General features: G+C 63.7%; 23 protein-coding genes. 10 read left to right on the top strand and 13 right to left on the bottom strand.

What is annotated here, in order from left to right; all coding sequences use genetic code 11:
• Positions 1–61 precede the first annotated feature (61 nt).
• On the bottom strand, positions 62–1,261 hold the full coding sequence (gene tyrS / locus B2790_RS13835; RefSeq protein ID WP_286919004.1) for a tyrosine--tRNA ligase: 1,200 nt from the start codon (positions 1,259–1,261) through the stop codon (positions 62–64).
• A 213-nt stretch (positions 1,262–1,474) separates the two neighbouring features.
• Here tyrS and B2790_RS13840 point away from each other — a divergent pair, with 213 nt between their 5' ends.
• Together B2790_RS13840 and B2790_RS13845 are read left to right on the top strand one after the other, a co-directional pair.
• Positions 1,475–2,896 carry a peptidoglycan DD-metalloendopeptidase family protein gene (locus B2790_RS13840; RefSeq protein ID WP_085693443.1) on the top strand — a complete coding sequence of 474 codons (1,422 nt, stop codon included), beginning with the start codon at positions 1,475–1,477 and terminating at the stop codon, positions 2,894–2,896.
• Positions 2,897–2,900: 4 nt separating this feature from the next.
• A complete protein-coding gene (locus tag B2790_RS13845) occupies positions 2,901–3,992 on the top strand; it encodes an anhydro-N-acetylmuramic acid kinase (protein WP_286919005.1) in 1,092 nt (363 codons plus the stop codon).
• Between the two features lie 59 nt (positions 3,993–4,051).
• On the opposite strand, the gene erpA is transcribed toward B2790_RS13845, so the two are convergent.
• Both erpA and argC read right to left on the bottom strand, forming a co-directional pair.
• Positions 4,052–4,402, bottom strand: coding sequence for an iron-sulfur cluster insertion protein ErpA (gene erpA, locus B2790_RS13850; RefSeq protein ID WP_015268740.1), 351 nt, complete (start codon positions 4,400–4,402; stop codon positions 4,052–4,054).
• Positions 4,403–4,548: 146 nt separating this feature from the next.
• Positions 4,549–5,583 (bottom strand): N-acetyl-gamma-glutamyl-phosphate reductase, encoded by a 1,035-nt coding sequence (gene argC, locus B2790_RS13855; protein ID WP_013970618.1) that lies wholly within the window; start codon positions 5,581–5,583, stop codon positions 4,549–4,551.
• A 141-nt stretch (positions 5,584–5,724) separates the two neighbouring features.
• Here argC and hemJ point away from each other — a divergent pair, with 141 nt between their 5' ends.
• The 6 genes from hemJ (at position 5,725) to B2790_RS13885 (ending at position 10,151) form a co-directional block, all read left to right on the top strand.
• Positions 5,725–6,150: a protoporphyrinogen oxidase HemJ gene (hemJ, locus tag B2790_RS13860; RefSeq protein WP_274079904.1), complete on the top strand. Its 426-nt coding sequence runs from the start codon at positions 5,725–5,727 to the stop codon at positions 6,148–6,150.
• 28 nt (positions 6,151–6,178) lie between these two features.
• Entirely contained in the window at positions 6,179–7,135 is a 957-nt protein-coding gene (locus B2790_RS13865) for an NAD(P)H-dependent flavin oxidoreductase (protein WP_286919006.1), read from the top strand.
• Between the two features lie 67 nt (positions 7,136–7,202).
• The gene (locus tag B2790_RS13870; protein WP_274079906.1) at positions 7,203–7,985 is read left to right on the top strand and encodes an SDR family NAD(P)-dependent oxidoreductase; all 783 of its coding nucleotides are present in this window, start codon (positions 7,203–7,205) and stop codon (positions 7,983–7,985) included.
• A gap of 63 nt (positions 7,986–8,048) precedes the next feature.
• Positions 8,049–8,387, top strand: a complete 339-nt coding sequence (locus B2790_RS13875) for a histidine triad nucleotide-binding protein (RefSeq protein WP_013970615.1) — start codon at positions 8,049–8,051, stop codon at positions 8,385–8,387.
• A 65-nt stretch (positions 8,388–8,452) separates the two neighbouring features.
• Positions 8,453–9,100 carry a 2-polyprenyl-3-methyl-6-methoxy-1,4-benzoquinone monooxygenase gene (gene coq7 / locus B2790_RS13880; protein WP_137162855.1) on the top strand — a complete coding sequence of 216 codons (648 nt, stop codon included), beginning with the start codon at positions 8,453–8,455 and terminating at the stop codon, positions 9,098–9,100.
• 10 nt (positions 9,101–9,110) lie between these two features.
• Positions 9,111–10,151, top strand: coding sequence for a DUF2157 domain-containing protein (locus tag B2790_RS13885; RefSeq protein ID WP_274079907.1), 1,041 nt, complete (start codon positions 9,111–9,113; stop codon positions 10,149–10,151).
• A 207-nt stretch (positions 10,152–10,358) separates the two neighbouring features.
• On the opposite strand, the gene B2790_RS13890 is transcribed toward B2790_RS13885, so the two are convergent.
• The gene (locus tag B2790_RS13890) at positions 10,359–10,781 is read right to left on the bottom strand and encodes an OsmC family protein (protein ID WP_004376171.1); all 423 of its coding nucleotides are present in this window, start codon (positions 10,779–10,781) and stop codon (positions 10,359–10,361) included.
• 191 nt (positions 10,782–10,972) lie between these two features.
• Here B2790_RS13890 and crp point away from each other — a divergent pair, with 191 nt between their 5' ends.
• A complete protein-coding gene (crp, locus tag B2790_RS13895) occupies positions 10,973–11,617 on the top strand; it encodes a cAMP-activated global transcriptional regulator CRP (RefSeq protein WP_012270218.1) in 645 nt (214 codons plus the stop codon).
• Here the strand turns inward: crp and B2790_RS13900 are convergent.
• The 4 genes from B2790_RS13900 to B2790_RS13915 form a co-directional block, all read right to left on the bottom strand.
• Positions 11,614–12,318 (bottom strand): lipoate--protein ligase family protein, encoded by a 705-nt coding sequence (locus B2790_RS13900; protein WP_274079908.1) that lies wholly within the window; start codon positions 12,316–12,318, stop codon positions 11,614–11,616. The two genes, crp and B2790_RS13900, sit on opposite strands and share 4 nt — an antisense overlap.
• Positions 12,319–12,501: 183 nt before the next feature.
• The gene (gene trpC / locus B2790_RS13905) at positions 12,502–13,335 is read right to left on the bottom strand and encodes an indole-3-glycerol phosphate synthase TrpC (RefSeq protein WP_286919007.1); all 834 of its coding nucleotides are present in this window, start codon (positions 13,333–13,335) and stop codon (positions 12,502–12,504) included.
• Entirely contained in the window at positions 13,332–14,381 is a 1,050-nt protein-coding gene (trpD, locus tag B2790_RS13910; RefSeq protein WP_013970609.1) for an anthranilate phosphoribosyltransferase, read from the bottom strand. The genes trpC and trpD overlap by 4 nt, the downstream gene beginning before the upstream one ends.
• A gap of 9 nt (positions 14,382–14,390) precedes the next feature.
• On the bottom strand, positions 14,391–14,984 hold the full coding sequence (locus tag B2790_RS13915; protein ID WP_003259809.1) for an aminodeoxychorismate/anthranilate synthase component II: 594 nt from the start codon (positions 14,982–14,984) through the stop codon (positions 14,391–14,393).
• 368 nt (positions 14,985–15,352) lie between these two features.
• Here B2790_RS13915 and estP point away from each other — a divergent pair, with 368 nt between their 5' ends.
• Positions 15,353–17,233: an esterase EstP gene (estP, locus tag B2790_RS13920; RefSeq protein ID WP_286919008.1), complete on the top strand. Its 1,881-nt coding sequence runs from the start codon at positions 15,353–15,355 to the stop codon at positions 17,231–17,233.
• A 131-nt stretch (positions 17,234–17,364) separates the two neighbouring features.
• On the opposite strand, the gene trpE is transcribed toward estP, so the two are convergent.
• The 5 genes from trpE to B2790_RS13945 all read right to left on the bottom strand — a co-directional run bounded on the left by trpE (position 17,365) and on the right by B2790_RS13945 (position 22,686).
• The gene (gene trpE, locus B2790_RS13925) at positions 17,365–18,846 is read right to left on the bottom strand and encodes an anthranilate synthase component I (protein ID WP_013970606.1); all 1,482 of its coding nucleotides are present in this window, start codon (positions 18,844–18,846) and stop codon (positions 17,365–17,367) included.
• 69 nt (positions 18,847–18,915) lie between these two features.
• Entirely contained in the window at positions 18,916–19,734 is an 819-nt protein-coding gene (locus B2790_RS13930; protein WP_075044417.1) for a phosphoglycolate phosphatase, read from the bottom strand.
• Complete coding sequence (rpe, locus tag B2790_RS13935) at positions 19,731–20,405, bottom strand: ribulose-phosphate 3-epimerase (protein WP_038408593.1); 675 nt, start codon at positions 20,403–20,405, stop codon at positions 19,731–19,733. The genes B2790_RS13930 and rpe overlap by 4 nt, the downstream gene beginning before the upstream one ends.
• A 194-nt stretch (positions 20,406–20,599) precedes the next feature.
• Positions 20,600–21,427 (bottom strand): ABC transporter permease, encoded by an 828-nt coding sequence (locus tag B2790_RS13940; protein ID WP_286919009.1) that lies wholly within the window; start codon positions 21,425–21,427, stop codon positions 20,600–20,602.
• Between the two features lie 11 nt (positions 21,428–21,438).
• Complete coding sequence (locus tag B2790_RS13945; RefSeq protein ID WP_286919010.1) at positions 21,439–22,686, bottom strand: ABC transporter permease; 1,248 nt, start codon at positions 22,684–22,686, stop codon at positions 21,439–21,441.
• Positions 22,687–22,782: the final 96 nt, after the last annotated feature.

The raw sequence follows: 22,782 nt of genomic DNA on the forward strand, positions 1-22,782 counted from the left end.
AAAAACAAAGCGGGGAGGCCTGTCGGCCTCCCCGCTTCTATATAGCTACACCTACCGACTATCACTCAGCCTTGAGGGTAACCCGGGCAAACGACTTCTTGCCCGCCTGGCACACATGGGTAGCACCCAGCGCAAACACGAAGTCACGATCAACCACCGCACCATCGACCTTCACCGCACCACCACTCAGAAAGTCCCGCGCCTGAGCCGAGTTCTTCACCAGGCCAGCCCGATTCAGTACGGCAGCAATCGGCAGGCTTTCGCCCGCAGCCACTTCAATTTCCGGCAGATCTTCCGGCAGCTCGCCTTCCTTCATACGGTTACCCGCAGCACGGTGAGCATTGGCCGCAGCCTCCTCGCCATGGAAGCGCGCAACGATCTCTTCCGCCAGCTTGATCTTGATGTCGCGCGGGTTGGCACCGTTGGCGACGTCGGCACGGAACTGCTCAATCTCTTCCATCGAACGGAAGCTCAGCAGCTCGAAGTAGCGCCACATCAGGGTATCCGGGATCGACACCAGCTTGCTGTACATCACCCCCGGCGCTTCCTGGATACCTACATAGTTGCCCAGCGACTTGGACATCTTCTTCACACCGTCGAGCCCTTCGAGCAGCGGCATGGTCACGATGTTCTGCGCTTCCTGGCCATAGGCGCGCTGCAGCTCACGCCCCATCAGCAGGTTGAACTTCTGGTCAGTACCACCCAGCTCGACATCCGCCTTCAGCGCCACCGAGTCATAACCCTGCACCAGCGGGTACAGGAACTCGTGGATGGCAATAGGCTGGTTGGTGGTGTAGCGCTTGTCGAAGTCATCGCGCTCGAGCATGCGCGCCACGGTGTACTGCGACGCCAGGCGAATGAAGTCGGCCGGGGTCAGCTTGTCCATCCAGGTGGAGTTGAACGCGACCTCGGTCTTGGCCGGATCGAGGATCTTGAACACCTGCTGCTTGTAGGTCTCGGCGTTTTCCAGCACCTGCTCGCGGGTCAGCGGCGGGCGCGTGGCGCTCTTGCCGCTCGGGTCACCGATCATGCCGGTGAAGTCACCGATCAGGAAGATGACCTGGTGCCCCAGGTCCTGGAACTGGCGCAGCTTATTGATCAGCACCGTGTGCCCAAGGTGCAGGTCAGGCGCGGTCGGGTCGAAGCCGGCCTTGATGCGCAGAGGCTGGCCGCGCTTGAGCTTCTCCACCAGTTCCGACTCGACCAGTACTTCTTCCGCACCGCGCTTGATAAGCGCCAGCTGCTCTTCAACCGACTTCATAGACAAACCCGCAAGGCTCAGATTCAGGGGGAGCCAACCATACAAGATCGGCCGTCAATTACAAGTTTCGCAAAGGAATGTGACCCGAACACAGGCTTGCGGCGTCTACGCGCCCTTGCGTGAAAATGGATTTGGTTATATTTTATACAGTTATTTCATCTTCATCATGTCATTCATCTTTTCCATTTCACCTTTTTCAAAGTCACCTTGCCCATGACCAACGAACCGCCTAAAGCGCCCCCGCTTTATCCGAAAAGCCATCTGTTGGCCGCCAGCGGCATCGCCGCCCTGCTCAGCCTGGCCCTGCTGGTGTTTCCCTCCAGCGAAGTGGAAGCCAAGAAAACCACCCTCAACCTCGAGCTGGAGAGCCCTGCCGAACAGTTGAAGGACGAATCCCGCGCTGCGCCCCTGGTGCAGGCAGAAGGTGAGCAAGGCTCGCCATTCGCCCAGATCGAAGAGGCCGCCCCCGAGACCCAGAACGCCGAGCAGGAAGCCCCTGCCGCCGAACCGGTCGTCGAAGCCGCCAAGCAACCCAGCCACCGCGAAGTCACCGTGGCCCGGGGCGATACCCTGTCCACCCTGTTCGCCAAGGTCGGCCTGCCAAGCAACGCGGTGCACGACCTGCTGGCCAGCAACAAGCAGGCCAAGCAGTTCAGCCAGCTCAAGCACGGCCAGGTGCTGCAGTTCGAGCTCGACAAGGACGGCCAGCTGGCCAGCCTGCACAGCAAGGTCAGCAACCTCGAAACCATTCGCCTGACCAAGACCGACAAGGGCTATACCTTCAACCGCGAAATCAGCAAGCCGGTAGTGCGTACCGCCTACGCCCACGGCGTGATCAAAAGCTCGCTGTCGGCCTCGGCCCAGCGCGCCGGCCTGTCCCACAGCATGACCATGGACATGGCCCGCGTGCTGGGTTACGACATCGATTTCGCCCAGGACATTCGCCCGGGCGATGAATTCGACGTGGTCTACGAGCAGAAGGTAATGGACGGCAAGGTCGTCGGCACCGGTAACATCCTGTCCGCGCGCTTCACCAACCGCGGCAAGACCTACACCGCCGTGCGCTATACCAACAAGCAGGGCAACACCAGCTACTACACCGCCGATGGCAATAGCCTGCGCAAGGCCTTCATCCGCACCCCGGTCGACTTCGCCCGCATCAGCTCGCGCTTCTCCGCCGGCCGCAAGCACCCGATCCTGAACAAGATCCGTGCCCACAAAGGCGTCGACTACGCCGCCCCACGCGGCACTCCAATCAAGGCAGCCGGTGACGGCCGCATCGAGCTGGCCGGGCGCCGCGGTGGTTACGGCAACACCGTGATCATCCAGCACGGCAACCGCTACAAGACGCTGTACGGCCACATGCAGGGCTTTGCCAAGGGCATCAAGACAGGCGGCTCGGTCAAGCAGGGCCAGATCATCGGCTACATCGGCACCACCGGCCTGTCCACCGGTCCGCACCTGCACTACGAGTTCCAGGTCAATGGTGTGCACGTCGACCCGCTGAGCCAGAAGGTGCCGATGGCCGACCCGATCGCCAGGAACGAGCGCCAGCGTTTCCTGCAGCAGAGCCAACCCCTGATCGCCCGTATGGATCAGGAAAAGGCCACCCTGCTCGCAGCGAACAAGCGCTAAGCCCATGGCGCTCTACCTGGGGGTGATGTCCGGCACCAGCCTCGATGGCCTGGACATTGCCTTGATCGAACAAGGCGAGCAGCTCGAACTGCTCGCCACCCACTACCTGCCCATGCCCGGCGACCTGCGCCAGGAACTGCTGGGCCTTTGCAGCAGCGGCCCTGACGAGATCGCCCGCGCTGCACTGGCGGAAAACCGCTGGGCCAGCCTGGCAGGCGAAGGCATCCGCGAGCTGCTGACCAGGCAAGGGCTGCAGGCCGGAGCCATCCGCGCCATCGGCAGCCACGGCCAGACCATCCGCCACGAACCTGCACGCGGCTTTACCGTGCAGATCGGCAACCCGGCGCTGCTGGCCGAGCTTACCGGTATCAGCGTGGTCGCCGACTTCCGCCGTCGCGATGTGGCCGCCGGTGGCCAAGGTGCGCCACTGGTGCCGGCCTTCCATGAAACCCTGTTCAGCCACCTGGGCCAGCGCCTGGCCATTCTCAACGTGGGCGGTTTCAGCAACCTCAGCCTGATCGGACACGACAAGCCAGTCCACGGCTTCGACTGCGGCCCGGGCAACGTGCTGCTGGATGCCTGGATCGAGCGCAAGCGCGGCCAGGCCTACGATACGGATGGGGCTTGGGCTGCCTCGGGCGTGGTGCAGGCCGACTTGCTCAGTGCACTGCTGGCCGACCCGTTCTTCGCCGGCAGCGGCCCGAAGAGCACCGGCCGCGAAGTATTCAACCTGCCCTGGCTGGATGGTCACCTGGCCCGCCTGCCCGCTTACCGCGACGAGGACGTACAGGCAACATTGCTGGAACTGACCGCGCGAAGCATCATCGACTCGTTGAGCAACGCCCAGCAAGGCACCGAAGCGCTGCTGGTCTGCGGTGGCGGTGCGCGCAACGGCGCCCTGATGGCACGCCTCGGCCAGTTGCTGCCCGACGCCCGTGTCGCCAGCACCGGCGCCCATGGCGTGGACCCGGACTGGGTCGAAGCCATGGCCTTCGCCTGGCTGGCCCACTGTTGCCTGGAAGGCATCGCTGCCAATCGCCCTAGCGTGACAGCGGCCAAGGGCCTGCGCGTACTCGGCGCAATCTACCCAGCCTGAACGTTACGCCAGAAAGCAAAACGCCGCGCAATTGCGCGGCGTTTTCGTATGGCCAGGCCTCAGATCGAGAACGAGGAGCCGCAGCCACAGGTGGTGGCAGCGTTCGGGTTCTTGATCACGAAGCGCGAGCCTTCCAGGCCTTCCTGGTAATCCACCTCGGCGCCGGCCAGGTACTGGAAGCTCATTGGGTCGACCACAAGAGAAACACCTTCGCGCTCGACGATGGTGTCGTCTTCGGCCACGTCTTCATCGAAGGTGAAGCCATACTGGAAGCCCGAGCAGCCGCCACCGGTGACGAACACGCGCAGCTTCAGACGATCATTGCCTTCCTCGGAAACCAGGTTCTTCACCTTTTGCGCAGCGCCGTGGGTGAATTCCAAAGCGGTGGGGGTGAAGGTTTCGACGCTCATGTTGATTCTCCCGGCGTGGTAGCCGCCATAAAACTCGATGACGCGCATTATCCGCTTTCCCGAGAAAATCGGTCAAGAATTGTGCGGCTTTAGTCGCGACCTACAAAAAGGCCCGCACGACGCGGGCCTTTTCGGATGCTGGCTGCTTACGGCAGCAGGCCCGCGTGTGACAAGCCCATGCGCTCGTCCAGGCCGAACAGGATGTTGAGGTTCTGCACCGCCTGGCCGGACGCGCCCTTGACCAGGTTGTCGATCACCGACAGCACCACCACCAGGTCACCACCTTGCGGGCGATGAACGGCAATGCGGCAGACGTTGGCGCCGCGCACACTGCGGGTTTCCGGGTGGCTGCCAGCCGGCATCACATCGACGAACGGTTCGTTGGCGTAACGCTTCTCGAACAGCGCCTGCAGGTCGACCGAGGTGTCGGCGACGGTAGCGTACAAGGTGGCGTGGATGCCACGGATCATTGGCGTCAGGTGCGGCACGAAAGTCAGGCCGATATCCTTGCCAGCGGCCAGGCGCAGGCCCTGGCTGATTTCCGGCAGGTGGCGATGGCCCTTCACTGCGTAGGCTTTCATGCTTTCGCCGGCCTCGCAGAACAGCGAGCCCACCGCCGCACCACGGCCAGCGCCGCTGACACCCGACTTGCAGTCGGCGATCAGGCGCGACGGGTCGGCCAGGCCAGCTTCCAGCAGCGGCAGGAAGCCCAGTTGGGTGGCGGTCGGGTAGCAACCCGGCACAGCGATCAGGCGCGCCTGGCGAATCTTCTCGCGGTTGACTTCAGGCAGGCCGTATACCGCGTCCTTGAGCAGCTCTGGCGCACCGTGCGGCTGGCCGTACCACTTGCCCCACTCGGCGGCGTCCTGCAGGCGGAAGTCGGCCGACAGGTCGATCACCTTGGTACCGGCCGCCAGCAGTTCGCCAGCCAGGGCGTGGGCAACACCGTGCGGGGTGGCGAAGAACACCACGTCGCAGGCGGCCAGGGTCTTGCTGTCCGGCACGCTGAACGCCAGCCCGTCATAGTGGCCGCGCAGGTTCGGGTACATGTCCGCCACTGCAACGCCCGCCTCGGAGCGCGAAGTGATGACCGCCACTTCGGCCTGTGGATGCTGTGCCAGCAGACGCAACAGTTCGACGCCGGTGTAACCCGTGCCGCCGACGATACCGACCTTGATCATAACGCTTGCCCCTTATCAACGAGCCGTCTGGAAAGCGCACGATAATAGGGGCGCAAGGCGCCTGTAACAACTCTTCGGGTGACCCTTCGGGCGCTTGACCACTACTATCTGACGACCGTGAATACCTGAAGGAACTCCCCCATGCTTTACCTATGGATCAAAGCGCTGCATATCGTCAGCGTGGTCTGCTGGTTCGCCGGCCTGTTCTACCTGCCGCGGCTGTTCGTCTACCACGCCCAAAGCCAGGACAGCATCAGCCAGGAACGCTTCGTGACCATGGAGCGCAAGCTGTTTCGCGGCATCATGAACCCGGCGATGATCGCTACCTACGTGTTCGGCGCGTGGATGCTCTACCTCACGCCCGGCTGGTTCAGCCAGGGCTGGCTGCATGCCAAGCTGACCCTGGTCATCCTGCTGACCGTCTACCATCACATGTGCGGCGCCCAGCGCAAGCGCTTCGCCAGCGGCAGCAACACCCGCAGCCACGTCTACTATCGCTGGTTCAACGAAGTGCCCGTGCTGTTCCTGCTGGGTATCGTAATTCTGGTGGTGGTCAAACCGTTCTGACATAGCCACCCGCTCAAGGAGCCTTGCCATGTCGTTACCTGCCTCCCTCGAACAACGCCTGCGCCTGCCCGTGGTTGCCGCACCGATGTTCCTGATCTCCAACCCCAGGCTGGTACTGGCCTGCTGCTCCAGCGGCGTGGTCGGTAGCTTCCCGGCCCTGAACCAGCGCGACAGCGCCGGCTTCAAGGCCTGGCTGGAGGAAATCGAGGCAGGCCTCGCACAGTTGCAGGCGCCAGCCCCCTATGCCGTCAACCTGATCGTCCACCCGACCAACCCGCGCCTGCAGGCCGACCTGGCGTTGTGCGTGGAACACCGCGTGCCGATCGTCATTACCAGCCTCGGCGCAGTGAAGGAAGTGGTCGATGCCGTGCATGGCTACGGCGGCCTGGTGTTCCACGATGTCACCACCCGTCGCCATGCCGAGAAAGCCGCCGAAGCCGGTGTCGATGGCCTGATCGCCGTTGCTGCAGGCGCAGGTGGCCATGCGGGCACCTGGAGCCCGTTCGCCCTGGCCGCGGAGATTCGCCAGTTCTTCGACAAGACCCTGCTGCTGGCCGGCTGCCTCAACCACGGCCACGAGATCCTCGCCGCGCAAATGCTGGGTGCGGACCTTGCGTACATGGGCACCCGCTTCATCGCCACCGCAGAAAGCCAGGCCCCGAGCGCCTACAAGCAGATGCTGCTCGATTCCCATGCCGCCGACATCGTCCACACCCCGGCGGTGTCCGGCGTCCCCGCCAGCTTCCTGCGCCCGAGCCTGGAACAGGCCGGCTATGACATGAACGCCATCAGGGGCGGCCATGAGCAAGGCAAGCTCAAGCCGATCGACGACGAAGCCAAGGCCTGGAAGACCGTGTGGTCGGCGGGCCAGGGGGTCGGCGGTATCGACGACCTGCCCAGCGCCAGCGCGCTGATCGGACGGCTGCATGACGAGTACCGGGACGCCCTGGAACGCTGCCAGGCCCTGCGCGCCCGCACCCTGTAGCAAAAGGCAACACCTTGCCCGGCCAAGCTGTACACTAGGCGCCCTCTTCAGCCCCCAGGAGCCTTGCATGACCCGTTACGCCATGATCACTGGTGCTTCCAGCGGCCTGGGCCTGGCCCTGGCGGAAGCCCTGGCGCGGCGCGGGCGTAACCTGATCCTGGTGGCACGCCAGCGTGAAACGCTGGAACCGGTGGCCATCGAGCTGACCCAACGCTTCGGTGTCGAGGTGCTGTTCCGTGCCTGCGACCTCAGCCAGCCGTTGCGCCTGTCGGGCTTCGTGCTGGAACTGGAGGAAGGCGAGCGGCGCATCGACCTGCTGGTCAATTGTGCCGGCCTGCGCACCTACGGGCCATTCCTGGCCCATGAGTGGGCCGACGAGCAGGACCTGCTTGAAGTCAACGTGCTGGCCCTAAGCCGCCTGTGCCACGCCATCGGTAACCTGATGGCCGTGCAGGGCGGCGGGCAGATCCTCAATGTCGCCGGCCTGGCCGGGGTGGCGCCTGGCCCGTGGATGGCCGCCTATGCCGCCAGCAAGGCCTATGTGCTGAGCTTCTCTGAGGCCTTGCGTGAAGAACTCAAGCGCACCGGCATAAAGGTTTCGGTACTGTGCCCCGGCCCGGTGCGCTCCTCGCGCCGGCGCATTCCGCGGCTGGATGGCAAGCCACGCTGTCTCAGCCCTGAGGAAGTGGCGCTATACACCGTGCGCGCGCTGGACAAGAACCGCGCACTGATACTGCCCGGCCGGCGTAATCGCTTGCTGGCGTTCGCCCCGCGCCTGCTGCCGCGCTGGCTGGTGCGCAAGCTGGCCGGGGCCATCCACCGCCGCTATTGCCCGGTCGGCATGGAATAGCCACTGGGCGAGCGGCGCCCGGCTGAGTACACTCGGCCCGACCCTCACCATGGAGCAAGTGCTGTGGACGATTTATTCATCAAGATCATCAACCGGGAGATCCCGGCGAAGATCATCTACGAGGACGACCAGGTTCTGGCGTTCCACGATATCGCCCCCCAGGCGCCCGTGCATTTTCTGGTCATCCCGAAAAAGCACATCCGCACCCTCAATGACTTGACCGAAGAAGACAAAGGCCTGGCTGGTCACATCTTGTTCACCGCCCAGCGTCTGGCCAAGGAACTTGGCTGCGAGGAAGGCTTCCGCGTAGTGATGAACTGTAACGAGCAAGGCGGCCAGACCGTCTACCACATCCACATGCACGTGCTTGGCCAGCGCCAGATGCACTGGCCACCGGGCTGATCCACGGCAAGCGACCCTGCCACTATTGCGGTAAACTGTCGGGCACATTCTTGCGGAGGTGCCCGATGGCTACCGAACGTCACTACTCGCCGCTCGACCGCTTGTTGCTGCAGGCCGATACCGCCATGCGCACCTTGCTGCCCTTCAGCGGCCAACCCGCCCGCCCATCGCCGGCCATCGTCCAGCCGGACGCGGACCTGGACGAACAGCAGGCCCGCCATGTTGCCGGGCTGATGCGTATCAACCACACCGGTGAAGTGTGCGCTCAGGCGCTGTACCAGGGCCAGGCCCTGACCGCCAAGCTGCCCGAAGTGCGCAAGGCCATGGAACACGCCGCCGAGGAAGAAGTGGACCACCTGGCCTGGTGCGAACAGCGCATTCGCCAGCTGAACAGCCACCCCAGCGTGCTCAACCCGTTGTTCTACGGCATGTCGTTCGGTATCGGTGCACTCGCCGGGCTGGTCAGCGACAAGGTCAGCCTGGGCTTCGTCGCCGCCACCGAGCATCAGGTGTGCAAGCATCTCGACGAGCACCTGGAGCAGATCCCGCAGGAAGACGAAAAGTCCCGAGCCATCCTCGAACAGATGCGCATCGATGAGGAACAGCATGCCGAGTCTGCACTGGAAGCCGGCGGTTATCGCTTCCCCGCCCCTGTTCGCTTTGGCATGAGCCTGTTGGCCAAGGTCATGACCAAGAGCACCTACCGTATCTGAAGGCATCACCATGACGGACCGTTTCGACGCCAAGGACCTGGCGCGCGCCGTGCAAGCCGGCATTCTCCAGCCGGGCCAGGACCAGGCCCTGCTGGCTTTCCTGCACCATCAGCCGGCACAGCGCGGCAGCTTCCAGCTGGCCCATGTCGCTTTCTACTTCGGCGCCATGCTGATCATGGCAGCCATGGGCTGGCTGCTCACCGAAGCCTGGATGCGCATCGGCGACTGGGCGCTGCTGGTCATCGCCAGCCTCTATATCCTGCTGCTCACGCTGTTCGCCGTTAACCTGCAACGGCGCGTACAGCCCGTCGCGGCCGGGGTGCTGGCAGCAGTCGCGGTCAGCATCGTGCCATTGGCGGTGTTCGCCATCGAACGGCTGGCTGGCTGGTGGCCAATGGATGATGCGCAGGCAAACTATCACCAGTACTACACCTACGTGCAGGGCGGCTGGCTGGCAATGGAAGCAGCCACGGTGCTTGCCGGGCTGTTGATGCTGAGGCTGATCCCCTACCCGTTCATCGTCATGCCGATTGCCGTGGCCTTGTGGTTCATGTCGATGGACCTGAGCGAATGGTTCTTCGGCTCGCCATTCAGCTGGGAACAGCGCCGCGAGGTTTCGCTGTGGTTCGGGCTCGGGTTGCTGGTGGTGTTCGTCGGGGTGGACGGCCGCACCCGCGAAGACTACGCCCACTGGGGCTACCTGGCCGGGCTGGCGGCATTCTGGGGCGGGCTGACGCTGGTAGACAGTGGCAGCGAGCTGGGCAAGGCCCTGTACTGCCTGATCAATATTGCCCTGATGGGTATGGCGGTGCTGTTGCGTCGGCCGGTGTTCATGGTTTTCGGGGCGTTGGGCGTGGCGGCTTACCTGGGGTACCTGTCGTACGAGGTGTTTGCCGACTCGCTGCTGTTCCCGGTGGTGGTGACCTTGATCGGGCTGGGGGTTATCGGGCTGGGGCTGGTTTACCAGAAGCGGCGGGAGCGGCTGAGCCGGGTGATGCGCGGTTGTTTGCCGGGATGGGTGCGTGCTGCGCTGCCGGCGCTTCGCAGCTGAAATTGTCGGGGCCGCTCTGCGCCCCATCGCCGGCAAGCCAGCTCCCACCTCGACCGCATTGACCTCAAGCCATGTGCTATCCCTGTGGGAGCTGGCTTGCCGGCGATGGGCTCCCACCTCGACCGCAATGACCTCAAGCCATGTACTATCCCTGTGGGAGCTGGCTTGCCGGCGATGGGCTGCAACGCAGCCCCCAAAATTTGCTGTTCAACCCAGCTCTACAATCTCGTACCCGTGGGTAATCTCAACCCCGGCACGCTCGAGCATGATCGAAGCCGAGCAATACTTCTCCGCCGACAGCTCCACCGCACGCTTGACCTGGGCCTCCTTCAGCCCACGCCCCTTCACCACGAAGTTCATGTGGATCTTGGTAAACACCTTCGGGTCTTCGCTGGCACGCTCGGCCTCCAGAAACGCCTCGCAGCTTTCCACCGCCTGGCGCGACTTCTTCAGAATGCTGACCACGTCAAAGCTGCTGCAGCCACCCAGGCCCAGCAACAGCATTTCCATCGGGCGCACGCCCAGGTTACGGCCGCCGGCCTCGGGCGGGCCGTCCATCACGACGACATGGCCGCTCCCCGATTCGCCGAGGAACATCGCCTCACCGGCCCACTGGATACGTGCCTTCATCTACCCGGACTCCTGATTTTCGGAAAAGGGTGTCAGCTTAGACCTTGTGCGGCCGTGGGAAAAGCACGAGTCGTGTCGGTTTAGTACCGAAACATCCTGTAGTGTCTGATAAGCTGGCGCCAAATGACTGGCGCGCCCCGCCAGCCAACCTTTATAAAAAGCCTATGCGTCATATCGAACAGGATTTCGTGATGGTTGCTTCCGCCCTACCCGCCAAGATCAAGAACATCGACAAGCTGCTGGTGCACTGCCAGCGCCGTCGCTATACCGCCAAAAGCAACATCATCTGCGCCGGCGACCGGGCCGAGACACTGTCGTTCATCATCAAGGGTTCGGTCACCATCCTCATCGAGGACGATGACGGCCATGAAATGATCATCGCCTACCTCAACAATGGCGACTTCTTCGGCGAGTTGGGCCTGTTCGAACCGGTCGAGGGTGAACAGCAGCGTAGTGCCTGGGTGCGCGCCAAGACCGAATGCGAAGTAGCCGAAATCAGTTATGAGAAATTTCGCGAACTGGCGCGCCAGGACCCGGAAATCCTCTATGCCCTGGGCAGCCAGATGGCCCAGCGCCTGCGCAACACCACGCGCAAGGTCGGCGACCTGGCGTTCTTCGACGTTACCGGGCGTGTCGCCCGCTGCCTGCTGGAACTGTGCAAGCAACCCGACGCCATGACCCACCCCGACGGCATGCAGATCAAGATCACTCGTCAGGAAATCGGCCGCATCGTCGGTTGCTCGCGGGAAATGGTCGGCCGCGTCCTCAAGGACCTTGAAGAACGCAGCCTGGTGCAGGTCAAAGGCAAGACCATGGTGGTCTACGGTACCCGCTAGTCCCTGGGCAGGTCGGCCAGTACCTTGGCATAGGCTTGCGACAGCCGCTCGAACCATGGGGCCGCAGGCGCCACTTCGTGCAGGGCGATGTGCGCATCGGCGCGGCAGCGCTGCTCCAGCTCGCAGCACTCGTTGAAGCGGTTGACCGCCGCCACCATCGATTCACGCTCGTTGTCCAGCAGCAGCGCACCGTGCACCAGCACCACCGGGCGCTTGCCACCCAGCCCCTGGCGCCAGCGCTGGGCGGTGCCCACCAGTTTGCGGCCATTGAGGTTGACGTTGTAGCGGCCATCGCAGAAGGCACCGTCGATTTCGCCCACCGACGCCACCCCACCCCACTCGCGCAGCACGTCACACAGCGGCAGGCACAGGCGCTCGTAGGCGTTTTCGATGCGGCCGTGGTCGCCTTCGCTGCGGGGGGCAACATAGACCAGGGCAACGTTCACCGTGGAGTGTGATTGCGGAACCGGCTCGCCGCCGGTTTCGCGCAGCAGCACCGGCCAGCCGGCAATCGCCAGCTCCGAGCAGGCGGCTTCGAAATTGTCCAGACGGCTCATGCGCCGGGGCATGACCAGGGCGTGGTCGGTCGGGCGCCAGAACAGCACGCCACTGTCGCGCTCGCCGCGGCAGACGGCGGCCAGCAATTCCTGTTCGGCGTGCAAGCCTTGTTCTACGGTCAGGGCCAGGGGTTGATCGGTCATTGATCCACCTTTGATGTTGTTATTCAGAGCCTCTTCGCGGGCACGCCCGCTCCCACAGGGATTACCACAGGCCCCGGGGGTGATGGAGAACCTGTGGGAGCGGGCGAGCCGAAGCGTCGGACCGCCGCGAAGGGGCCATTACAGGCATACAAAAAAGCCGGCAATAACGCCGGCTTCATTTGATCAGTCCAGTTGCTGAACAGTCTTCTTCACCTGTTCCGGGAAGAACAACCGCTGCAGCTCCAGCCCCGGCTGCTCGGCGCGCATGAACGCCTCACCGACCAGGAAGGAGTAGACCTCGTTGATCTCCATCAGCTCCACATCGGCCCGGTTCAAGATGCCGCTCTCGGTAATCGCCAGGCGATCACGCGGAATACGCGGCAGCAGGTCGAGGGTGGTTTCCAGGCTGACCTCGAAGGTGTGCAGGTTGCGGTTGTTCACCCCCACCAGCGGTGTATCCAGGGTTTTCAACGCGCGTTCCAGCTCATCGCCGTCGTGCACTTCCACCAGCACGTCGAGGCCGACATCCTTGGCCGTGGCCGCCAGTTCGGCCATCTTCACGTCATCCAGCGCCGACACGATCAGCAGTACACAGTCCGCGCCCAGGGCCCGGGCCTCGACGATCTGGTACGGGTCGACCATGAAGTCCTTGCGGATCACCGGCAGCGACACCGCCGCGCGGGCCTGCTGCAGGTACTCGTCGGCGCCCTGGAAGTAGTCCACATCGGTCAGCACCGACAGGCAAGTCGCCCCGCCCTTCTCGTAGCTGACGGCGATTTCCGCCGGCACGAAATGCTCGCGAATCACACCCTTGCTCGGCGAGGCCTTCTTGATTTCGGCAATCACCGCCGGCTGCTTGCGCGCGGCTTGCTCGAACAGGGCCTTGGCAAAGCCACGCGGGGCGTCGGCAGCCTTGGCCAGGCCCTCTAGTTCGGCGAGGCTGACGCGCGCGCTGCGCTCGGCCACTTCCTGAAACTTGCGGGCAATGATCCTTTCCAGCACCGTCGGCACACTCATGCTTCGTTCTCCACCTTGAATACTGCAGTAAAGGCACCCAGCTCCTGCAGCTTCTCCCAGGCCAGCCCGGTGTGCAGTACGTCGTGGGCCAGTTCCACACCGGCTTTCAGGCTCATGGCATGGTCAGCGGCATACAGCGCCGCGCCCGCATTGAGCACGATCATCTCGGCGGCCTTCTGGCCGTTTTCGGTCTTGCGTCGGCCCAGTGCATCGCGGATCAGCTCCAGCGACGCCTGCGGGTTCTCGACGGCCAGGCCGTGCAGGCTCTGGCTCTTCATGCCGAGGTCTTCCGGCTCTACCCAGTATTCGGTGATTTCGCCATTTTTCAGTTCGGCGACGAAGGTCGGCGCAGCCAGGCTGAACTCGTCCAGGCCGTCCTTGGAGTGCACCACCAGCACGTGCTTGCTGCCCAGGCGCTGCAGTACTTCAGCCAACGGGCGGCACAGGGTCTGGGCAAATACACCGACCACCTGGTGCTTCACCCCGGCCGGATTCGTAAGCGGGCCGAGCATGTTGAACAGGGTGCGCAGCCCCAGGTCACGACGCGGGCCGGCAGCGTGCTTCATGGCCGAATGATGGCTTTGCGCGAACATGAAGCCGATGCCCAGGCTATCGATGCAGCGGGCCACCTGGGTGGGCGTCAGGTTCAGGTAGATACCGGCGGCCTCCAGCAGGTCGGCACTGCCGCTCTTGCCCGATACCGCGCGGTTGCCATGCTTGGCCACGGTGCAACCTGCCGCCGCCAGGACGAACGACGAGGCGGTGGACACGTTGAAGATGTTGGCGCCATCACCGCCGGTACCGACGATATCGACCACGCCATCGAGGCTCTGCAGTTCGACCTTGTCGGCCAGCTCGCGCATCACCGACACCGCACCGACGATCTCGTCGATGCTTTCGCTCTTCATGCGCATGCCCATCAGGAAGGCGCCGATCTGCGCTTCGCTGCACTGGCCGGTCATGATCTGGCGCATGACGTCGCGCATTTCTTCGGTGGAAAGGTCCAGCTGGCCGACGATACGGCTCAACGCACTCTTGATATCCATGTTCGATCCTTAGCGGCGGCCGCCAGTCTGCTTGAGGAAGTTGGCGAACAGTTCGTGGCCCTGTTCAGTCAGGATCGACTCGGGGTGGAACTGCACCCCTTCGATATTCAGCGTCTTGTGGCGCAGGCCCATGATCTCGTCGACCGACCCGTCAGCATGGGCGGTCCAGGCGGTCACTTCCAGGCACTCGGGCAAGGTTTCGCGCTTTACCACCAGCGAGTGGTAACGGGTCACGGTCAACGGGTTGTTGAGGCCGGCGAACACGCCCAGGTCACGGTGGTGTACCGGGCTGGTCTTGCCGTGCATCACCTGGCGGGCACGTACCACATCACCACCAAAGGCCTGGCCGATGGACTGGTGGCCCAGGCATACGCCAAGGATCGGAAGCTTGCCGGCAAAGTGCAGGATGGCCTCGATGGACACGCCCGCCTCGCTCGGCGTGCACGGGCCTGGAGATACGACGATGCGCTCGGGGTTGAGGGCTTCGATCTGGGCGATGGTCATTTCGTCATTGCGAATGACCTTTACCTCGGCACCGAGCTCGCCAAGGTACTGAACGACGTTGTAAGTGAATGAGTCGTAATTGTCGATCATCAGTAACATCGGGTTAAACCTCTTGAATCTACTGACTTCAGAATTCGAACCTTTCTGCACCAGCCAACAGGCGCGGCTTTGCCCCAAGGGGCGGTAGACAGGAAGGCAAACGGGGGCGGGCCGGACGGGCCGGCAGGGGATAAAGTCAGGCGCGCCAACGCCAACGGGCGTGGGCCTTGATTACGCGCATCAAGAGTTTGCTGACGATCAACACGGGATAGGTCTCGCTCATACGTCCCGGCACAGTAGCCTACCGGGGCGGCGGGCGCAATATGCCTGTAAACACGGGGAAACGAATGGACTTGGGAGGGATGCACTGCGATTTGCTAAGGTCGATGGGGTTGTCCTGATAAAAACAAAGAAAAGGATGTTCCCTGATGCGAAAAGCACCGTTATTGCGCTTTACCCTCGCCTCATTGACGTTAGCCTGCAGCCAGGCCTTCGCGGCACCCTCGCCCTACTCCAGCATGATCGTGTTTGGTGACAGCCTCAGCGACGCCGGGCAGTTTGGCGGGGTGCGCTTCACCAACCGCGATGCCAATGGCAATTATGCGCCAGTGTCACCGATGATCCTGGGCGGGCGGCTCGGTATGAGCCCGACCGAGCTAGGCCCTTCCACCTCCCCCTTCAATCCGGTACTGGGCCTTCCCGACGGCAACAACTGGGCAGTCGGTGGCTACACCACCCAGCAGATCCTGGACTCGATCACCACTACCTCCGAGACCGTCATCCCACCAGGGCGCCCCGGCGCCGGGCTGGTACTGCGTGATAAACCGGGCTACCTGGCCAATGGCCTGCGCGCCGACCCCAACGCGTTGTATTACCTGACTGGCGGCGGCAATGACTTCCTGCAAGGCCTCGTCAACAGCCCGGCCGATGCCGTGGCCGCTGGCGCCCGGCTGGCTGCCAGCGCCCAGGCCCTGCAGCAAGGCGGCGCCCGCTACATCATGGTCTGGCTGCTGCCCGACCTCGGGCAGACACCGAATTTCAGCGGTACGCCGCAACAAAACCCGCTGTCGCTGCTATCCGGCGCGTTCAACCAGTCCCTGCTCAGCCAGCTGGGGCAGATCGATGCCGAAATCATTCCGCTGAACATTCCCGTGCTGCTGAGCGAAGCGCTGGCCAGCCCCGAGCAGTTCGGCCTGGCCAGCGGCCAGAACCTGGTCGGCACCTGCTACAGCGGCGAAGGCTGCGTGGAAAACCCGGTGTATGGCATCAACGGCGCCACGCCAGACCCGACCAAGCTGCTGTTCAACGACTCGGTGCACCCGACCATCGCCGGCCAGCAACTGATTGCCGACTACGCCTATTCGATTATCGCCGCCCCCTGGGAACTGAGCTTGCTTCCGGAAATGGCCCACGCCAGCCTGCGTGCCCACCAGGACGAACTGCGCAACCAGTGGCAGACACCCTGGCAGGCAGTTGGCCAGTGGCAAGCCTTCGTTGCCACCGGCGCCCAGGACCTGGACTTCGACGGCCAGCGCAGCGCGGCCAGCGGCGATGGCCGCGGCTACAACCTGACCCTGGGCGGCAGCTATCGCCTGAACGATGCATGGCGCCTGGGCCTGGCCGGCGGCGTGTACCGGCAGAAGCTGGAAGCCGGCGCACAGGATTCGGACTACAAGCTGGACAGCTACCTTGCCAGCGCCTTCGCCCAATACCGCCAGGACCGCTGGTGGGCCGACGCGGCGCTGACCGCCGGGCACCTGGACTACAGCGACCTCAAGCGCACCTTCGCCCTTGGCGTGAACGACCGCAGCGAAAAGGGCGATACCGATGGCGAGGCCTGGGCGATGTCGGGGCGGCTGGGTTACAACCTGGCAGCCGAGAGCAGCAACTGGCAGCTGGCGCCGTTCATCAGTGCCGACTATGCGCGGGTGAAGGTGGATGGCTATGACGAGAAAAGCGGGCGCTCGACGGCGTTGGGCTTCGATGACCAGGAACGCACATCACGCCGTTTGGGCGTGGGGTTGCTGGGCAGTGTGCAGGTGTTGCCGAGTACCCGGCTGTTCGCCGAGGTGGCGCAGGAGCATGAGTTCGAGGATGACCAGCAGGATGTGACGATGCACCTGACCAGCCTGCCGGCGAATGACTTCACCCTGACAGGATATACGCCGCACAGCGACCTGACCCGGGCGAGCCTGGGGGTGAGCCATGAAGTGGTGACGGGGGTGCATTTGCGCGGTAACTATAACTGGCGCAAGAGTGATGAATTGACGCAGCAGGGAGTGAGTTTGGGCGTCAGCATCGACTTTTGAATTGATGGGGCCGCGTTGCGGCCCTTCGCGGGCTCGCCCGCTCCCACAGGTATTGCACAGGCCTTGCAGCCTGTGATTTCCCTGTGGGAGGGGGCATACCCGCGAAGGGCTGCAACGCAGCCCCGATCAACTTATTTGGCCGAAGTCTGCTCAGCCAAAGCCACCGCGCGGAACATTGCCCGGCGCTTGTTGATGGTCTCTTCCCACTCCAGCGCCGGCACCGAGTCGGCAACGATGCCGCCCCCGGCCTGCACATGCAGCTCACCGTCCTTGATTACCGCGGTACGGATGGCAATGGCGGTATCCATGTTGCCGTTCCACGCGAAGTAACCGACGGCACCACCGTAAACCCCACGCTTGACCGGCTCCAGCTCGTCGATGATCTCCATCGCGCGAATCTTCGGCGCCCCCGAAAGCGTACCGGCCGGCAGGATCGCCCGCAGTGCGTCCATCGCCGTCAGCCCTTCGCGCAGCTGGCCAGTTACGTTGGACACAATGTGCATCACGTTGGAGTAACGCTCGATCACCATCTTCTCGGTCAGGCGCACGCTGCCGGTCGAGGACACGCGACCCACGTCGTTACGGCCCAGGTCGATGAGCATCAGGTGCTCGGCAATTTCCTTGTCGTCCGACAGCAGGTCGTCTTCCAGCGCGCGGTCGGCCTCTTCGGTAGCGCCACGCGGGCGGGTGCCGGCAATCGGGCGCACGGTGACCAGGTTGTCCTCGACGCGTACCAGCACCTCGGGCGAGCTGCCGACCACATGAAAATCGCCAAAGTTGAAGAAGTACATGTACGGCGTCGGGTTGAAGCAGCGCAGCGCGCGGTACAGGTCGATAGGCGCCGCCTTGAAGTCGATCGACATGCGCTGCGACGGCACCACCTGCATGCAGTCACCGGCCAGGATGTATTCCTTGATACGGCCGACGGCGTTCTCGTAATCCTCGCGGGTATAGCTGGAGCGGAATTCCGGCTCGGCAGCCTGCGGGCCACTCAGGTCCAGGCCACGGCGTGGGGTGATCGGCTGACGCAGGGTTTCCAGCAGGCCTTGCAGGCGTGCCTGGCCCTGTTCGAAAGCCTGCTCTTCAGCCGGGTCGACCAGCACGATCGCGTGCATCTTGCCCGCCAGGTTGTCGAACACCACCACCGCATCGGACACCATCAGCAGGATATCCGGCACACCCAGCGGGTCCGGGTTGGGGCTGGCGCCCAGGCGCTTCTCCACATAGCGCACGCAGTCGTAGCCGAAGTAGCCGACCAGGCCGCCGTTGAAGCGCGGCAGGCCTGGGATATCGGCGACCTTGTAACGGTCCTTGAAGGTTTCGACAAAGGCCAGCGGGTCTTCGACATCGTGGCTTTCCACCTCCACGCCATCCTGCAGGATGCTGACGTGATAGCCGTGCACACGCATCACCGTGCGCGATGGCAGGCCGATCATCGAGTAACGGCCCCATTTCTCGCCGCCCTGCACCGATTCGAGCAGGTACGAGTTGGGCTGGTCTGCCAGTTTCAGGTAGATCGACAGCGGCGTGTCGAAGTCGGCCAGGGTTTCGCAGGCCAGGGGAATGCGGTTGTAGCCGGCAGCGGCCAGGCGCAGGAATTCTTCGCGGGTCATGGGTAGCCTCGTGGCAAGCAGCAATAGGTCAGGCAAACGGACGGGCCGGCACGCGCCGGCAGGCTGAAGTCAGGCGCGCCAACGCCAACGGGCCAGGGCCTTGATGACTTTCATCCAGAATTTGCCGGTAACCGCCACGGTGGACTCTCTGTCTTGTGAGGCTTGAAGGTCCGCCAACGTTATCCCAGTGGCCGGGTCTGCGCAACCGGGCAGCAATGCGCGCAGGTCGTCGATCACCAGGCTGGGGGCTTCGTCGTGGATCGGTCGGCCGTGGTTGTAGCCGTAGGTCAGGCCCACGCACTGCACGCCAGCCGCCTTGGCCGCCAGCACATCACTGCGTGAATCGCCGACAAACAGCGACTGCTGCGGGGTGACACCGGCCATCTGCATGACGAACAGCAGCGCCGCAGGGTCGGGCTTTTTCTGCGGCAGGGTGTCACCGCCGATGATCCAGCGGAAGTAGTTGCCGATCTTCATCTGGTCCAGCAGCGGGCCAACGAAGCGCTCGGGCTTGTTGGTGATCAGCGCCATTTCCACGCCCTGCTTGCGCAGCCAGCGCAGGGTGTCCTGCACACCGGGGTAGACCACGGTCAGTTCGTGGCTTTCGGCATAGGCGTCCATGAACAGCGCCAACGCCTGCTCGGCCAGCGCATCGTCCACGGCAGCGTGGTCGATGCCACCGGCCAGCGCCCGGCGCACCAGCACCTGGGCACCGTTGCCCACCCAGTGGCGCACCGCCTCCAGGCCGGCAGGCGGGCGCCCCAGTTCGAGCAGCATGCGGTCCACGGCGGCGGCCAGGTCTGGCACGGAATCGATCAGGGTACCGTCCAGATCGAACATCACCAGCCTGGGCAGCGTCCCCGGGAACAGCTGCTCGAAGCCGCTCATGGGCGGGCCTGAGCCAGTTCGGCACGCATCCTGGCAATGACTTCCTGGTAGTCCGGGGCGTTGAAGATTGCCGAGCCGGCCACGAAGGTGTCGGCGCCAGCGGCAGCGATCTCGCGGATGTTGTTGACGTTGACGCCACCGTCGATTTCCAGGCGGATATCACGGCCGCTGGCGTCGATCAGCGCACGCGCCTCGCGCAGCTTGTCGAGGGTGCCAGGGATGAACTTCTGCCCGCCGAAGCCCGGGTTGACGCTCATCAGCAGCACCATGTCGACCTTGTCCATCACGTACTTCAGCGCGTCCAGGCTGGTGGCCGGGTTGAACACCAGGCCGGCCTTGCAGCCACCGTCCTTGATCAGCTGCAGCGAACGGTCGATGTGCTGCGAGGCTTCCGGGTGGAAGGTGATGTAGGTGGCACCAGCTTCGATGAAGTCACCGATGATGCGGTCGACCGGGCTGACCATCAGGTGCACGTCGATCGGGGCGGTGACGCCGTACTTGCGCAGGGCGGTGCAGACCATCGGGCCGATGGTCAGGTTGGGGACGTAGTGGTTGTCCATGACATCGAAGTGGACGATGTCGGCACCCGCGGCCAATACCTTGTCGACGTCCTCGCCCAGTCGGGCGAAATCGGCGGAGAGAATGGAGGGGGCAATAGCGTAGGGCTGCATGGCGCACCTGTTGGCAGAATCACGGTGGCGCGCATTGTAACCCAGGGAAGCGGATGAAGGCTGATTAGCATCAACCTGTACCGGCCCCTTCGCGGCTAAAGCCGCTCCCACAGGGACCGCGCAGGCATCGAAAGCTGCGCAAATCCTGTGGGAGCGGCTTTAGCCGCGAAGAGGCCAGCGCAGGCAACATACCTTCAACCAGGCTGCTGGGTCCTCAGCTTCTCGCTACGCCCACGCAACCACTCCAGGGTCAGCAGCAACACCACCGAGAAGGCAATCAGCAAGGTCGCCGCCGCGGCAATGGTCGGGCTCAGGTTCTCTCGAATACCACTGAACATCTGCCGCGGCAGGGTCGCCTGCTCCGGCCCGGCCAGGAACAGGGTCACCACTACTTCGTCGAACGACGTGGCAAAGGCGAACAACGCCCCCGAAATCACCCCAGGCGCGATCAGCGGCATGGTCACCCGGCGGAAAGTCAGCAGCGGCGAGGCACCCAGGCTGGCTGCCGCGCGCACCAGGTTGTAGTTGAAGCCCTGCAAGGTCGCCGACACGGTAATGATGACGAACGGCACGCCCAGTACCGCATGCACCAGAATCAGCGAGGTGAAGCTGTTGCCCATGCCCAGCGGGGCAAAGAACAGGTAGCTGGCCACACCGATGATCACCACCGGCACCACCATCGGCGAAATCACCAGCGCCATCACCAGCGACTTGCCCGGGAAGTCGCCACGGGTCAGGCCGATGGCCGCCAGGGTGCCGAACACCATGGCCAGCACCGTGGCTGCCGGGGCGACGATGATGCTGTTCTTCAAGGCCCGCATCCACTCGGCCGAGCCGAAGAAGTCCTGGTACCACTGCAGCGAGAAGCCCTGCAGCGGGTACACCAGGAAACTGCCACTGTTGAACGACAGCGGCACGATCACCAGCACCGGCAATATGAGGAACAGCAGGATCAAGCCGCAAAGAATGCGCAGGCTGTAGAACCACACCCGCTCCACGGGCGACATGTAAGGGCTCAGCATGACAAGGCTCCTCAGCTCAGGCGCAGGCGGCTGGCGCCGACCAGCCAGCTATAGATCAGGTACAACAGCACGGTCGCCAGCAGCAACAGCCCGCCCAGCGCGGTGGCCATGCCCCAGTTGATGCTGGTGTTGGTGTAGAAGGCCACGAAGTAGCTCACCATCTGGTCATTCGGGCTGCCCAGCAGTGCCGGGGTAATGTAGTAGCCGATGGCCAGGATGAACACCAGCAGGCAACCAGCGCCAACCCCGGCGTAGGTCTGCGGGAAGTAGACCCGCCAGAAACTGGCGAACGGGTGGCAGCCCAGCGAGATCGCCGCACGCATGTAACTTGGCGAAATGCCCTTCATCACGCTGTACAGCGGCAGGATCATGAACGGCAACAGGATGTGCACCATCGAGATGTACACGCCGGTGCGGTTGAACACCAGTTCCAGCGGCTGGTCGATGATGCCCATTGCCATCAGCGCGCTGTTGATCAGGCCACCCGACTGCAGCAGCACGATCCACGCCGCCACCCGCACCAGGATCGAGGTCCAGAACGGCAGCAGCACCAGGATCATCAGCAGGTTGCTCTGCCGGGTCGGCAGGTTGGCCAGCAGGTAGGCCAGCGGGTAGGCGAGCAGCAGGCAGATGGCGGTAATCACCACACCCATCCACAGGGTGCGGGCGAAGATATCCAGGTAGATGGCCTGGTCCGGGGTGGCCTTGGCCAGTTCGCCAAGGTCATCGATACGGTGGTCGAGCGAAGCCAGCAGGTAGAACGAGGTGACCGTACTGGTGTTGCGGCGGATCGCCTGCCAGTAGGCCGGGTCGCCCCAACGCTCGTCGAGGGCCTGCAAGGCATCTTTATAGGAAGCGGGTTCGCTTTTGAACGGCAGCGCCCGCGCGGTCTTGGCCAACAGGCTGCGGTAACCGGCCAGCTCCATGTTCAGGCGCTTGGAAAGGTCGCCCAGGGTCTGGTTCTTGCGCGACTCGGCCAGGTCCTGGCTCAACGCCTTGTACACGTCCTCGCCCGGCAGGCTCTTGCCATCCCACTGGGTGATGACGCCCACGGTGCGCGGCAGGCCGCCAACCACTTCCGGGTTGCCGACGCTCTTGTACAGCAGCGCCGCGATCGGCACCAGGAACACCAGCAGGAGAAACAGCGCCAGCGGCGCGATCAACGCCTGCGCCTTCCAGCGGTTGACCCGCTCGGCGTGCTTGAGGCGCTGCTTGAGACTTGGACCTGCGCCTTCTTTGAGGGGCACTGCAATGGCCATGGCGAACTCCGCGATACGAACTGAAAATGGGGCTGCTGCGCAGCCCATCGCCGGCAAGCCAGCTCCCACAGGTACTGCACTGGCTTCGGGGCTTGT

It is taken from the genome of Pseudomonas sp. UBA6753, assembly GCF_002453565.1.
GTDB classification, from domain to species: Bacteria; Pseudomonadota; Gammaproteobacteria; order Pseudomonadales; family Pseudomonadaceae; genus Aquipseudomonas; species Aquipseudomonas putida_Z.

What these genes read in the sequence shown, in the direction of transcription:
- B2790_RS13915 (WP_003259809.1), bottom strand. Translation starts at nt 14,984, where the DNA reads ATGTTACTGATGATCGACAATTACGACTCATTCACTTACAACGTCGTT.
- B2790_RS13890 (WP_004376171.1), bottom strand. Translation starts at nt 10,781, where the DNA reads ATGAAGGCACGTATCCAGTGGGCCGGTGAGGCGATGTTCCTCGGCGAA.
- crp (WP_012270218.1), top strand. Translation starts at nt 10,973, where the DNA reads ATGGTTGCTTCCGCCCTACCCGCCAAGATCAAGAACATCGACAAGCTG.
- erpA (WP_015268740.1), bottom strand. Translation starts at nt 4,402, where the DNA reads ATGAGCGTCGAAACCTTCACCCCCACCGCTTTGGAATTCACCCACGGC.
- B2790_RS13940 (WP_286919009.1), bottom strand. Translation starts at nt 21,427, where the DNA reads ATGCTGAGCCCTTACATGTCGCCCGTGGAGCGGGTGTGGTTCTACAGC.
- estP (WP_286919008.1), top strand. Translation starts at nt 15,353, where the DNA reads ATGCGAAAAGCACCGTTATTGCGCTTTACCCTCGCCTCATTGACGTTA.
- argC (WP_013970618.1), bottom strand. Translation starts at nt 5,583, where the DNA reads ATGATCAAGGTCGGTATCGTCGGCGGCACGGGTTACACCGGCGTCGAA.
- hemJ (WP_274079904.1), top strand. Translation starts at nt 5,725, where the DNA reads ATGCTTTACCTATGGATCAAAGCGCTGCATATCGTCAGCGTGGTCTGC.
- trpC (WP_286919007.1), bottom strand. Translation starts at nt 13,335, where the DNA reads ATGAGTGTGCCGACGGTGCTGGAAAGGATCATTGCCCGCAAGTTTCAG.
- B2790_RS13900 (WP_274079908.1), bottom strand. Translation starts at nt 12,318, where the DNA reads ATGACCGATCAACCCCTGGCCCTGACCGTAGAACAAGGCTTGCACGCC.
- B2790_RS13930 (WP_075044417.1), bottom strand. Translation starts at nt 19,734, where the DNA reads ATGAGCGGCTTCGAGCAGCTGTTCCCGGGGACGCTGCCCAGGCTGGTG.
- coq7 (WP_137162855.1), top strand. Translation starts at nt 8,453, where the DNA reads ATGGCTACCGAACGTCACTACTCGCCGCTCGACCGCTTGTTGCTGCAG.
- tyrS (WP_286919004.1), bottom strand. Translation starts at nt 1,261, where the DNA reads ATGAAGTCGGTTGAAGAGCAGCTGGCGCTTATCAAGCGCGGTGCGGAA.
- B2790_RS13945 (WP_286919010.1), bottom strand. Translation starts at nt 22,686, where the DNA reads ATGGCCATTGCAGTGCCCCTCAAAGAAGGCGCAGGTCCAAGTCTCAAG.
- rpe (WP_038408593.1), bottom strand. Translation starts at nt 20,405, where the DNA reads ATGCAGCCCTACGCTATTGCCCCCTCCATTCTCTCCGCCGATTTCGCC.
- B2790_RS13870 (WP_274079906.1), top strand. Translation starts at nt 7,203, where the DNA reads ATGACCCGTTACGCCATGATCACTGGTGCTTCCAGCGGCCTGGGCCTG.
- B2790_RS13845 (WP_286919005.1), top strand. Translation starts at nt 2,901, where the DNA reads ATGGCGCTCTACCTGGGGGTGATGTCCGGCACCAGCCTCGATGGCCTG.
- B2790_RS13885 (WP_274079907.1), top strand. Translation starts at nt 9,111, where the DNA reads ATGACGGACCGTTTCGACGCCAAGGACCTGGCGCGCGCCGTGCAAGCC.
- trpD (WP_013970609.1), bottom strand. Translation starts at nt 14,381, where the DNA reads ATGGATATCAAGAGTGCGTTGAGCCGTATCGTCGGCCAGCTGGACCTT.
- B2790_RS13840 (WP_085693443.1), top strand. Translation starts at nt 1,475, where the DNA reads ATGACCAACGAACCGCCTAAAGCGCCCCCGCTTTATCCGAAAAGCCAT.
- B2790_RS13865 (WP_286919006.1), top strand. Translation starts at nt 6,179, where the DNA reads ATGTCGTTACCTGCCTCCCTCGAACAACGCCTGCGCCTGCCCGTGGTT.
- trpE (WP_013970606.1), bottom strand. Translation starts at nt 18,846, where the DNA reads ATGACCCGCGAAGAATTCCTGCGCCTGGCCGCTGCCGGCTACAACCGC.